At 71.8% G+C, this 12,364-nt stretch carries 10 protein-coding genes; 6 read left to right on the top strand and 4 right to left on the bottom strand.

Going from position 1 to position 12,364, the window contains the following annotated elements; genetic code table 11:
* Nucleotides 1–14: 14 nt before the first annotated feature.
* Entirely contained in the window at nt 15–824 is an 810-nt protein-coding gene (locus tag WBQ80_RS04380) for a DUF1206 domain-containing protein (RefSeq protein WP_336570670.1), read from the bottom strand.
* A 221-nt stretch (nt 825–1,045) separates the two neighbouring features.
* Between WBQ80_RS04380 and WBQ80_RS04375 the strand changes: the two genes are divergently transcribed.
* Entirely contained in the window at nt 1,046–3,088 is a 2,043-nt protein-coding gene (locus tag WBQ80_RS04375) for a PhoX family protein (RefSeq protein WP_336570671.1), read from the top strand.
* Nucleotides 3,089–3,138: 50 nt separating this feature from the next.
* Here the strand turns inward: WBQ80_RS04375 and WBQ80_RS04370 are convergent, their stop codons facing one another.
* Nucleotides 3,139–4,290, bottom strand: coding sequence for a glycosyltransferase (locus tag WBQ80_RS04370; protein WP_336570672.1), 1,152 nt, complete (start codon nt 4,288–4,290; stop codon nt 3,139–3,141).
* Between the two features lie 22 nt (nt 4,291–4,312).
* Nucleotides 4,313–4,918, bottom strand: a complete 606-nt coding sequence (locus tag WBQ80_RS04365; RefSeq protein WP_336570673.1) for a TetR/AcrR family transcriptional regulator — start codon at nt 4,916–4,918, stop codon at nt 4,313–4,315.
* Between the two features lie 155 nt (nt 4,919–5,073).
* On the opposite strand from WBQ80_RS04365, the gene nusA reads away from it, so the two are divergent.
* From nusA to rbfA, 4 genes are all read left to right on the top strand, one after another.
* A complete protein-coding gene (gene nusA / locus WBQ80_RS04360; RefSeq protein WP_336570674.1) occupies nt 5,074–6,072 on the top strand; it encodes a transcription termination factor NusA in 999 nt (332 codons plus the stop codon).
* A 54-nt stretch (nt 6,073–6,126) separates the two neighbouring features.
* Nucleotides 6,127–6,372 carry a YlxR family protein gene (locus tag WBQ80_RS04355; protein ID WP_336570675.1) on the top strand — a complete coding sequence of 82 codons (246 nt, stop codon included), beginning with the start codon at nt 6,127–6,129 and terminating at the stop codon, nt 6,370–6,372.
* A gap of 86 nt (nt 6,373–6,458) precedes the next feature.
* The gene (gene infB / locus WBQ80_RS04350; RefSeq protein WP_442893182.1) at nt 6,459–9,242 is read left to right on the top strand and encodes a translation initiation factor IF-2; all 2,784 of its coding nucleotides are present in this window, start codon (nt 6,459–6,461) and stop codon (nt 9,240–9,242) included.
* Between the two features lie 77 nt (nt 9,243–9,319).
* A complete protein-coding gene (gene rbfA / locus WBQ80_RS04345) occupies nt 9,320–9,796 on the top strand; it encodes a 30S ribosome-binding factor RbfA (protein WP_336570678.1) in 477 nt (158 codons plus the stop codon).
* Between the two features lie 5 nt (nt 9,797–9,801).
* Here rbfA and WBQ80_RS04340 read toward each other — a convergent pair whose 3' ends face one another.
* Nucleotides 9,802–10,734 (bottom strand): LysR family transcriptional regulator, encoded by a 933-nt coding sequence (locus WBQ80_RS04340; protein WP_336570680.1) that lies wholly within the window; start codon nt 10,732–10,734, stop codon nt 9,802–9,804.
* 126 nt (nt 10,735–10,860) lie between these two features.
* Here WBQ80_RS04340 and WBQ80_RS04335 point away from each other — a divergent pair, with 126 nt between their 5' ends.
* Complete coding sequence (locus WBQ80_RS04335) at nt 10,861–12,225, top strand: MFS transporter (protein WP_336570681.1); 1,365 nt, start codon at nt 10,861–10,863, stop codon at nt 12,223–12,225.
* The last annotated feature ends 139 nt before the right edge of the window (nt 12,226–12,364 follow it).

Here is a 12,364-nt window from a genome sequence, read left to right as displayed (position 1 = left end):
GCGTTCGCCTCCGCTCACATCTTGGCGTAGCGTGCGCGCGCGAAGCAGAAGACGCCGTACAGCACCAGGCCGAGACCCACGAGCCAGAGGATGAAGACTCCGAAGGGCAGTGCCGCGAGGCTCTTCAGCGCGGCATCCAGGCCGCCGGCGGCCTCCGGATCCGCCGTGACCGCAGCCACCACGAAGAGCACGCCCACGATGCCCACGGCGATGCCCTTCGCGATGTAGCCCGCGGTGCCGAAGGCGATGATGCCCTTGCGCGTCGTGCCGCTGCCGGGAAGCATCAGGTGCTTCTCGAACTTGCGCTTCGCACCCCGGTACACGAAGGCGACGCCCACACCCAGGACGATGAGTCCGATGAGCACCAGCAGGAACACGCCCCCCGGTGTGGCGAGGAGCTGTCCGCTGAACGTCTCGGACGACTGGTCGGAGTTCGAGCTGCCGCCCACGGCGTAGACGAGCGCGGTGACGCCGATGGCGATGTATGCGACCGCCGTGCCGAGGTACTTGACCCTGTATCCCCACTTCCGCTTCGTGTCGGACTCCTGCACGAGGAACGCCTCGGCGATCTGCCACAGGGCCAGGGCGAACAGGCCGAGGCCGATGACCCACAGGAGCACGAGTCCGAACGGCCAGCTCGCCACCTGCTGCATGGCGCCGCCCTGGTCGGCCTCGCCGCCCCCGCCCTGGGCCACGGAGATCGCGATGGCGCCGATCACGATGTGGACGATCCCGAGGACCACGTAGCCGATACGGGCCAGGATCTCGAGGATGCGGGAGTTCTGCGCCGCGCTTGCGGCCGACTTGCCGGTCGTCGATGTCATGCGCACAGCGTAGTGATCCGCGGGGCCGAGCGGCAGAGCCGTGCGGCCGGTTGCGTGCGCGTCTCCCCGAGTGCTAGGGCGCGCGGCTTCGCCCACCGGTCAGCGCCGGTTCACCCGCCCGACGCCCGGGCGTCGGGCGCGCGTCATCCGCCGCGGTGAGGCTCGGCGCGTCCCTGCGACCGATCCGCGCCCGACCCGTGCGCCCGAACGAGGAGCTGCCCATGGCCCCGACCGAACTCCGACTCTCCGTCGCCGACCACGCCCGGGGGAAGCGATCGCCCGTCACGTGCCGCCTGAAGTGCGCCGACGCGTGCCTCGGCCCCGAGTGCAACACCTCCTCCAACGAGCACTTCCGCGAAATCGCCTCGCAGGCGATCTCGCGTCGATCGATCCTCGGCCTCGGCGTCGCGGGCGCGATCGGGCTCGTCCTCGGCGGCGCGGCCGGCGGCGGTGGCGCCGCTCCCGCGTTCGCCGCGAGGCCGGGAACCGCGGGCCTCGCGTTCGACCCGATCGACCCGGTGGGACGGCTCGTGGACGAGTTCACGGTGCCGTCCGGCTACCGGTGGCAGCCGATCATCCGCTGGGGGGACCCGCTGTTCTCGTCGATCCCGGCGTTCGACTTCGACCGTCAGGCCGCCGAGGCGCAAGCGGGGCAGTTCGGCTACAACAACGACTACCTCGACATCATCGCCGACCCGAGCGGCAGGTCGGGCGTGCTCGTCACGAACCACGAGTACGTCAACCCGAACCTGATGTTCGCCCCGACGAGCGACGCCGGCGAACTCCGCCGGCGCGGCGAGGTCTACAAGGCCGCGATGGGCATGTCCGTCGTCGAGCTCGAGCGGCGGGCGGTCGGGCAGCCGTGGCGGTACGTCGTCGACGGCCGCCGCAACCGCCGTGTCACCGTCGACACCGTGTTCGAGCTCACGGGCCCCGCGGCCGGCACCGACCTGGTGAAGACGGCCGAGGACCCCGAGGGGCGATGGGTCAAGGGCACGCTCGGCAACTGCGCCGGCGGCACCACGCCGTGGGGCACGGTGCTGTCGGGCGAGGAGAACTTCAACGGCTACTTCGCGTGGGCGGCCGACACCGCCGAGCAGAAGCGGTACAGCGCGACCTCGACCACGACGACCGACACCGGCTGGGAGCAGTACGACCCGCGCTTCGACGCGCACGACCCGGCCTACGCGAACGAGCCGAACCGGTTCGGGTACATCGTCGAGATCGACCCGAGCGACCCGACCTCGACGCCGAGGAAGCACACGGCGATGGGCCGCTTCAAGCATGAGGGCGCGAACGTCACGATCGCCGAGGACGGACGGGTGGTGGCGTACATGGGCGACGACGAGCGAAACGACTACCTGTACAAGTTCGTCTCGAAGGGCCGGTACACGGCCGCCGCCTCGACCGGCGCACGCCGGAAGAACATGCAGCTGCTGAGCGAGGGAGACCTGTTCGTCGCGAGGTTCTCGGGCAACTCGCCCGCCGCGGAGATCGCCGGCACCGGCGCCCTGCCGAGCGACGGCGCGTTCGACGGCACCGGCGAGTGGGTCGCGCTGACCCGGGACGGCGCGAGCGTCGTGCCCGGCATGTCGACCGAGCAGGTGCTGGTTCACACGCGCCTGGCCGCCGACCTCGTCGGCGCCACGAAGATGGACCGCCCCGAGGACGTCGAGCCGAGCCCGCTGACCGGCAAGGTGTACCTCGCGCTGACGAACAACGGCAATCGCGGCCGGACCGTCCCGCTGGACGAGGCGAATCCCGTCACGGGCAATCGCTACGGCCACGTCGTCGAGCTCACGGAGACCGCGGGGCAGGCGGGGGAGACGTTCGGCTGGAGCATCCTGCTCCTGTGCGGCGACCCGACGACGACGGCGTACACCTACTTCGCGGGCTTCCCGAAGGAGCTGGTCTCGCCGATCTCGTGCCCCGACAACGTCGCGTTCGACTCCGAGGGCAACCTCTGGATCTCCACGGATGGCGCACCGAGCACGATCGGCTACAACGACGGACTGTTCCGGGTGCCGCTCGAGGGGCCGGAGCGCGGGAACGTGCAGCAGTTCCTGTCGGTGCCGCGCGAGGCCGAGACGTGCGGGCCGGTCATCCACGATCGCGAGGGACTCGTGTTCGCCGCGGTGCAGCACCCGGGCGAGAACGGGTCGGTCGGCGCGCACACGTCGTTCTTCCCGGACTACGTGCCGGCGCACGGCTCGGGCACGGCGGCCGCGCCGCGGCCCTCGGTCGTGCAGGTCTTCCGGGCATAGACGCGGCCGGCGCGAACACGGGCGGGTGACGGATGCCGCAGCGGCATCCGTCACCCTCCGTCGTGCGTCACTCGGGCGGCGCGATCCCCCCGCTCACCCAGAAGCCGTTCGATGGCGTCGGCCGCGGAGGAGGCGGCATCCGTCGACCGCAGCCGCTCGCCCAGGGCGGACGCTTCCGATCGGATGCCCTCGTCGGCCAGGAGCGACGTCACGGCCGCGGCGATGCGCGCCGACGGCGCGGTCCGCGGAAGGACGATGCCTGCGCCGGCGTGTGCGACCGCGGCGCCGACCATCGGCTGGTCGAGCAGCGGATGCATGGGCATGACCAGCACGGGCACGCCGTGCGCGAGCGCGCGCATCGTCGTGGAGTGGCCGCCGTGCCCGATGACGGCGGCGGCGCGCGGAAGCACCTCGGCGTGGGGGACCGCATCCCGGAGTTCGACGTTCGCGGGAACCCGCAGTTCTCGTTCGGGATGGAGCCCGCCGAGCGTCACCAGGCCGCGCACCGGCAGTGCGCCGAGCGCGTCGATGATGCGCTGGTAGGTCTCGGCCTGACCGGGGAACCAGGTGGTGCTGAGGCTCACGAGCACGAGCGGGCTCCTCTCGGCGTCCCGGGCGGACGGCACACCCGTCTCGACCGCCCCGATCCATTCGCTCGCAGCGGGAAGACGCGAGGTGAGCGACGAGGCCGGATCGAGCACGGCGTCGCAGGCGACCAGCCGCGCGTCGGCTCGGGCCCACGTGCGAACCGGGTCGGCGCCGCGGAGGCGGGCGACGATCCCGACGGGTCCGCGCTCGAATCCGCGCATCCAGAACGCGAGGAAGGTGTGGAACAACGCGGCGGTCCGCGCACCCCCCGCACGCGCGCCACGCAGCGAGGAGGGCATGAGGCAGTCGACGAGTGCCAAATCGGATGCGGCAGCGGCGACCGCTTCGGCGACCTCCCGCTCGATGCCGGGGTCGGCGGCGAGCCGCACGATGCGTTCGATCGCCGCGGGGGCCGACCGCCGCACGGAGGGATCCCAGTACTCGAGCGATGCGAGCGGGCGGAAACCGAGACCGGCGGAGGTGATCGCATCGGCTTGCCGGGCGTGTCCGAGCACGTCGACGCGATGCCCGCGTCGAGCGAGCTCGCCGGCTATGCGGAGCGCGGGAGGCACGTTGCCCCCGGCGTCCACGGTGACGACGGTGATGGTGGACATGGCGTTCCCCTTTCGTGCGGGGTCAGTGCTGGGTGTCCGGGTCGAGTCGGGCGCAGACGGATGCCGTGAGCGCGCGCATCCGCACGAGCGTCGCGTCGCGGCCGAGGGCGCGGTCGCGACGCCAGAGCTTCCACGTCGTGACATCCGTCGCGGCGACCAGGAGGTCGAGTCCTTCGATGCGGCGGCTTCCGGAGAGCGGTTCGAGCGCGCGGGCGAAGACCGTCTCGACCCATTCGCGGTGGAGGCGCTTGCCGTTGGCGGTGATGCGGGCGGCGAAGGGCTCCCACGACTCCTGGCCGAGGAGGAGCAGGGCGGCGTCGCCGCGCAGTTCGTAGTGGTCGGCGAGCGAGGCGAGCGACGCGTCGACGTCGTCGGGGTCGGCGAGCCGTTCGGCCAGGACCGCGGCCTCGTTGTGCACACGCGCCGCCTCGAACAGTCCCTCGCGCGACCCGAAGATCCGGAGAACCGTCTGGACGGAGACCCCGGCCAGGTCCGCGACCGCGGGAAGCGTGCACGCCGCGAGCGGCCGTTCGCCCGCGAGCTCGACCGCGGCGTCGAGGATGCGGGCGCGGGTACGGTCGGCCTGCTCGGCACGTGCCCGCATGGTGTAGCGGCGGGTAGTTTTCATGACAACTTCCATTAACGCGGAAATGGGATTCGGTGTCAATACCCCTTCACGCGAAATTTCCGACGCGCGGATGACGGTGCGCTCCGCCATCCGCTAACCTTGAGTGTTCCGCCCGGGTGGGGAGCGGACCTGAGAGCTGAATAGAGGAGGCCGGAATGGACATCGACCTCAGCGTGCTCCGCATGATGGAGCGCGAGAAGGAGATCCCGTTCGACGAACTGGTGCAGATCATCGAGCAGGCGATCCTGATGGCCTACCTCAAGCACACCAACCCCGCCCAGCACGGGCACGCGAACCCCCGCGGCGCGCGCGCGCACCTCGACCGCAAGACCGGACACGTCTCGATCTACGTCCCCGAGCTCGACGACGAGGGCAACGTCATCGGCGAGGCGGAGGACTCGCCGAGCGACTTCGGCCGCATCGCGGCGTTCGCCGCCAAGCAGGTCATCAACCAGCGCCTGCGCGACCTCGCCGACGACGCCGTGCTCGGCGAGTTCCGCGGTCGCGAGGGCGACATCGTCGCCGGCGTCATCCAGCAGGGCCCGAACCCGCGGATGGTGCACATCGACCTCGGCGCGGTCGAGGCCATCCTCCCCCCGGAGGAGCAGGTGCCGGGCGAGGAGTACCCGCACGGCCAACGCGTCCGCGTCTACGTCACGAGCGTCGCCAAGGGCGCCAAGGGGCCCTCGATCACGGTGTCCCGCACGCATCCCGCGCTCGTGCGCAAGCTCTTCGCGCTCGAGGTCCCCGAGATCGCCTCGGGCGTCGTCGAGATCGTCTCGCTCGCTCGCGAGGCCGGTCACCGCACCAAGATCGCGGTCCGCGCCAACCAGCCCGGGGTGAACGCCAAGGGCGCCTGCATCGGCGAGCTCGGCCAGCGCGTGCGGGCCGTGACCGCCGAGCTCGGCAACGAGAAGATCGACATCGTCGACTGGAACGAGGACCTGGCGACGTTCGTGGCCAGTGCGCTCTCGCCCGCCAAGGTCACGAGCGCATTCGTCATCGACGAGGGCACGCGCGCCGTCCGGGCCCTCGTGCCCGACTACCAGCTGTCGCTCGCCATCGGCAAGGAGGGGCAGAACGCCCGCCTGGCCGCCAAGCTCACGGGCGCGAAGATCGACATCCAGCCGGACTCGATCCTCGACCAGGCGTGACGCTCGGACCGGACTCGCGGGCCTGTCCGGAGACGTACAGGCCGGAGGTGTAGGATGGATCCCGTCAGAACGTGCATCGGATGCCGTTCGCGCGCTCCGCGGTCCTCGCTTCTGAGGGTCGTCGCCCAGCAATCCCGAGTCCTCGCCGATCCGTCGGCGGTGCTCCCCGGGCGTGGCGCATGGCTGCATCCGACGCTCGAGTGCTTCCGACTCGCCGAGCGACGCCGTGCCTTCGGGCGCGCGCTTCGCGTGAGCGGCGAGCTGGACACATCCCATCTGGAGAACAGGCTGAACGGCTAATGGACAACTCATGAGCGGCTCGAAATGAGACCCGTCCGCCATTGATGGTCCCCCCTGTTTCGGGGCGGACCCGGAACAGGAGAGAAGTGGCTGCCAAACCACGCGTACACGAGATCGCCAGCGAGCTCGGCGTCGACAGCAAGGTCGCGCTCGAGAAGCTGAAGGAGATGGGCGAATACGTCAAGGGCCCGTCGTCCTCGATCGAACCCCCCGTCGCCCGCCGTCTGCGGGCCGCCCTCGAGGCGGCCGGCGGGGCGAGCAAGACCGCCGAGGCGCCCAAGGCGTCCTCGGCGAAGCCGGGCCCGAAGCCCGGCCCGAAGCCTCCGGCAGCGCCCGAGCCCGCGGCCGCGCCGCCGGCCGAGGTCCCCATGTCGGTCGCCGAGCGCCAGGCCGCCGCCGAGAAGGCGGCTGCCGAGAAGGCCGCCGCCGAGCAGGCCGCGGCCGCCGAGAAGCCCGCCGCGGAGCCCGAGGCTCCGGCCGCCGCGTCCGGCGCCGCCAAGTCCGGCGACGTCGCGCGCCCGGCCGGGCCCAAGCCCGGCCAGAACATCCCGCGTCCCGCCCCGCGCCCCGGTGCGCCGCGACCGGGCAACAACCCGTTCTCGAGCTCGCAGGGCATGGGCCAGCGACAGGGTCAGCCCCGTCCCGGCAACAACCCGTTCTCGAGCTCGCAGGGCATGGGCCAGCGGCCGAGCCCGGGCAACATCCCGCGGCCCCAGCCGCCGCGTCCGGGTGCTCCGCGCCCCGGCGCCCCGCGTCCCGGCGGTCCCGGTCGCCCCGGCGGCGGCGGTGGCGGATTCCAGCGTCCCGGCGGTGCCGGCGGCGGTGCCCGTCCCGGCGGTGCCGGCGGCGGCTTCCGTCCCGGCGGCGCGCCCGGCGGCGGCTTCGGCGGTCCGCGTCCTGCGGGCGGCGGCGGCCGTGGTCGCGGCCCCGGCGGCGGCACGGCCGGCGCGTTCGGCCGTGGTGGCGGCAAGAGCAAGGCCCGCAAGTCGAAGCGCACGAAGCGGCAGGAATTCGAGATGCGGGAGGCGCCGTCGCTCGGCGGCGTGAGCGTCCCGCGCGGCGACGGCAACACCGTCATCCGCCTGCGTCGCGGCGCATCGATCTCCGACTTCGCCGACAAGATCGACGCGAACCCCGGTTCGCTCGTCACGGTGCTCTTCCACCTCGGTGAGATGGCGACCGCGACGGAGTCGCTCGACGAGGCCACCTTCGAGGTGCTCGGCGCCGAGCTCGGCTACAAGATCCAGGTCGTCTCCCCGGAGGACGAGGACCGCGAGCTGCTCGAGGGCTTCGACATCGACCTCGACCAGGAGCTCGAGGACGAGACCGACGAGGACCTGCGGGCCCGCCCGCCGGTCGTCACCGTCATGGGTCACGTCGACCACGGAAAGACGCGCCTCCTCGACGCCATCCGCAGCGCGAACGTGGTCGCCGGCGAGGCCGGCGGCATCACGCAGCACATCGGTGCGTACCAGGTGCACACCGAGCACGAGGGCGTCGACCGCGCGATCACCTTCATCGACACCCCGGGCCACGAGGCGTTCACCGCCATGCGCGCCCGTGGTGCGCAGGTGACCGACATCGCGATCCTCGTGGTCGCGGCCGACGACGGCATCATGCCGCAGACGATCGAGGCGCTGAACCACGCCCAGTCGGCCAACGTGCCGGTCGTGGTCGCCGTCAACAAGATCGACAAGCCCGATGCGAACCCGGCCAAGGTGCGCCAGCAGCTCACCGAGTTCGGCCTCGTGGCCGAGGAGTACGGCGGCGACGTCATGTTCGTCGACGTGTCGGCGCGCGAGAACATCGGCATCCAGGAGCTGCTCGACGCGGTGCTCCTGACCGCCGACGCCGGACTCGACCTGCGCGCGAACCCCGACAAGGACGCGCGCGGCGTGGCCATCGAGGCGAAGCTCGACAAGGGACGCGGCGCCGTGGCGACCGTGCTCATCCAGTCGGGCACGCTGCGCGTGGGCGACGCGATCGTGGCGGGCACGGCCTACGGCCGCGTGCGCGCCATGGCCGACGAGAACGGCGACCCCGTGACCGCCGCGACCCCGTCCCGCCCCGTCCAGGTGCAGGGCCTCTCGAGCGTCCCGCGTGCCGGCGACACCTTCCTCGTGACCGAGGAGGACCGCACGGCCCGCCAGATCGCCGAGAAGCGCGAGGCCGCCGAGCGCAACGCGCAGCTGGCGAAGGCCCGCAAGCGCATCTCGCTCGAGGACTTCACGCGTGCGCTGGAGGAGGGCAAGGTCGAGGCGCTCAACCTCATCATCAAGGGCGACGTGTCGGGTGCCGTCGAGGCGCTCGAGGAATCGCTCATGAAGATCGAGGTCGACGACTCGGTGCAGCTGCGCATCCTCCACCGCGGTGTGGGTGCCGTCACCGAGAGCGACATCGACCTGGCGACGATCGACAACGCGATCGTCATCGGGTTCAACGTCCGTCCCGACGTGAAGGCGCGCGAGCGCGCCGCCCGCGAGGGCGTCGACGTGCGCTTCTACAACGTCATCTACAACGCGATCGACGACATCGAGAACTCGCTCAAGGGCATGCTCAAGCCCGAGTTCGAAGAGGTGCAGTCGGGTGTCGCCGAGATCCGCGAGGTGTTCCGCTCCTCGAAGTTCGGCAACATCGCCGGTGTCATCGTGCGGTCGGGAACGATCACGCGGAACGCCAAGGCCCGCGTCATCCGCGACGGCGTCGTGGTCGGCGACAACCTGGCCATCGAGTCGCTGCGCCGGTTCAAGGACGACGTCACCGAGGTCCGCACGGACTTCGAGGCGGGCATCGGCCTCGGCAAGTACAACGACATCCAGGTCGGCGACGAGATCGAGACCATCGAGATGCGCGAGAAGCCGCGGGTCTGACCCACGGCACGGGGCTCCGCTCGTCGACGCGATGAGCGGGGCCCCGCCCCCTTCCACCCGACGAAAGGCAGGGAATCATGGCCGATCCGCAGCGCGCCAGGAAGCTGGCGGACCGCATCAAGGAGATCGTGGCGAAGCGGCTCGACAAGGGCCTGCGCGACCCGCGACTCGGCTTCGTGACCATCACCGATGTGCGGGTGACGGGCGACCTGCAGCACGCGAGCATCTTCTACACCGTGTACGGCACCGACGAGGAGCGGCGCGACTCCGCGCTCGCCCTCAAGGCGGCCACGGGGATGCTCCGCACCGAGGTGGGTCGCAACATCACGTCGCGGCTCACCCCCACGCTCGAGTTCATCGCCGACGCGATCCCCGAGAACGCCGAGCACATCGAGGAACTGCTCCGCGAGGCGCGACAGCGCGACGCGGAGACCTCGACGCTCGCCGCGTCGGCTGAGTACGCCGGCGACCCCGACCCGTACGTGACCCCGCGCGACGCGGAGGACGACGACGACGAGGAGCCCGAGGGCCGCGGCGCGACCGCGGCCGGCTGACCCGCTCAGGCGATCGCATCGGAGGAGGCCGCCGTGCGCCCCAGGAGGGCGTCGGCGGCCTCCGCCATGCGCGATCGGAGTGCCGCGATGAACGCCACGGCCGTGGGCTGGCGCAGCGCCTCGGGTCGGCAGACGAGCCAGTACGGCAGCCGCTCCTCGATGCGGTCGGGGAACAGGCGCACGAGGTCCTCGTGCGGGTCGGCGAGGAAGGCCGGCAGCAGTCCGTACCCCGCGCCCGCACGCGTGGCGTCGACGTGCACGTACACGTTCGTGCTCGACACCGCGTCGACCATGCCGCGCGTCGACCGACGCGCGGCATCCAGCGCGTCGACCTGCAGCATCGACTCGATGAAGTACACGAGCGGACCGCCGGCCAGATCGTCGAGCGACTGCGGCACGCCCGCGCGGTCGAGGAAGCCACGGCCGGCGTAGAGGCCGAGCACGTAGTCGCCGAGGTGGATCGCCTCGGCGCGCTGCACGTGGGGTCGCCCGACGACGACCTCGAGGTCCACTCCGACGCGCTGCTGCGCGGCACGGCGGGTCGCGGCGACGATCTCGAGCGAGACGTCCGGATGCCTCGCCCGGAGGGCGGCCATCGCCGGCGCCGCGATGAACCCGCTGAAGCCGTCGGTCGCCGAGAGCCGGACCACGCCGCCGAGCGCGGGCGCGTCGGGGGACAGCCGGCGCATGGCGCGCTCCACCTCCTCGGCGGCGGCCAGGGCGTGCTCGCCGAGCGGGGTGAGCACCCAGCCGGCCGCGCCGCGCGCGAGCACGCGGCCGCCGAGCGCCTGCTCGAGCGACTCGATCCGACGGGCCACCGTCGTGTGGTTGAGGCCGAGCCGGGTCGCGGCGCCCGTGTACCGGCCCTCACGCGCGACGGCGAGCAGCACGATGAGGTCGTCGGCGCTCGGGGCGCGTCGCGGCGTCGTCACTGACATGGTGTGCAGTTTCGCACATCGACGATGCGGATCTCGCCATTGGACTGTGCACGGATGCAGGCCAGACTCGGGGCGGTGACGCGGACGCGTCCGAGATCCCCCGTGGTCCATGCAAAGGAGCATCGAATGACCCAGGCACCCGTTCGGGAGGCGAGCGCGAACCCGAGCGCCTCGAGCCTCCGCCGCGTCGTGACCGCCTCGATGGCGGGAACCGTCGTGGAGTGGTACGACTTCTTCCTCTACGCCACCGCGGCGACGCTCGTCTTCGGCACCGCGTTCTTCCCGCCCTCGGACGACCCGTACGCCGGCATCATCGCCGCACTGCTCACCTACGCCGTCGGCTTCATCGCCCGCCCGCTCGGCGGCATCATCTTCGGCCACTTCGGCGACAAGTACGGCCGGAAGTCGATGCTCCAGCTCAGCATCGTCCTCATCGGCGTGGCGACGTTCCTCATCGGCTGCCTGCCGACCTATGCGCAGGTGGGCCTGATCGCTCCCGCGCTGCTCGTCCTCCTGCGATTCCTCCAGGGCTTCGCCCTGGGCGGCGAGTGGGGCGGCGCCGTGCTGCTCGTGGCCGAGCACAGCCCCTCGAAGACCCGCGCGTTCTGGGCCAGCTGGCCGCAGGCCGCCGTGCCGGTCGGCAACCTCCTCGCGACCCTGGTCCTCTTCGTGCTCTCGTCGACCCTCACCGAGGACGCGTTCCTCGGCTGGGGCTGGCGCGTGGCGTTCTGGCTGTCGGCCGTGATCGTGCTGATCGGGTGGTACATCCGCACCAAGGTCACCGACGCCCCGATCTTCCTCGAGATGCAGGCCGAGCGCGAGGCGGCGAAGGCCGCGAGCTACGGCGTCTTCGAGGTCGTCAAGCGCTACCCGCGCGGCGTCCTGACCGCGATGGGCCTGCGCGTCGCGGAGAACATCCTCTACTACGTGGTGGTCACGTTCTCGATCGTCTACCTGACCCAGGTCGTGCAGGCGACGACGGCGAACACGCTGCTCATCCTCGTCGGTGCGCACGTCGTGCACTTCGTCGTGATCCCGCTCGCGGGACGGCTGTCGGACCGCTACGGCCGCAAGCCCGTCTACGCGGCCGGTGCGATCCTCGGCGCGTCGTGGGCGTTCTTCGCCTTCCCGCTCATGAGCACGGCGAACCCGTTCGTGATCTGGCTGGCGATCGCGCTGGGGCTCGTGTTCCACGCGCTGATGTACGCGGCGCAGCCGGCGATCATGGCCGAGATGTTCCCGACGCGCATGCGCTACTCCGGCGTGTCGCTCGGCTACCAGGTGACGTCGATCTTCGCCGGCTCGCTCGCACCCATCATCGCCACCGGGCTGCTGTCGCAGTACGGCTCGAGCGTGCCGGTCGCGGTGTACGTGGCGGTCGCCTGCGCCATCACGCTCGTGGCGGTGTGGGCGGCGCGCGAGACCCGCGGCCTCGACCTCCGCGACGTCGACGACGCCGATCGCGAGCGCGTGCAGGCCGCCTCGGACTGATCCGCGGCACTCGGCACGGGGGGGGGGGGGGGGGGGGGGGGGGGGGGGGGGGGGGGGGTGGTAGGGGGGGGGGGGGGGGGGGGGGGGGGGGGGGGGGGGGGGGGGGGGGGGGGGGGGGGGGGGGGGGGGGGGGGGGGGG

This window comes from Agromyces sp. CCNWLW213 (assembly GCF_037199545.1).
GTDB lineage: Bacteria > Actinomycetota > Actinomycetes > Actinomycetales > Microbacteriaceae > Agromyces.
This window is presented reverse-complemented; position numbering and strand designations above follow the sequence as displayed.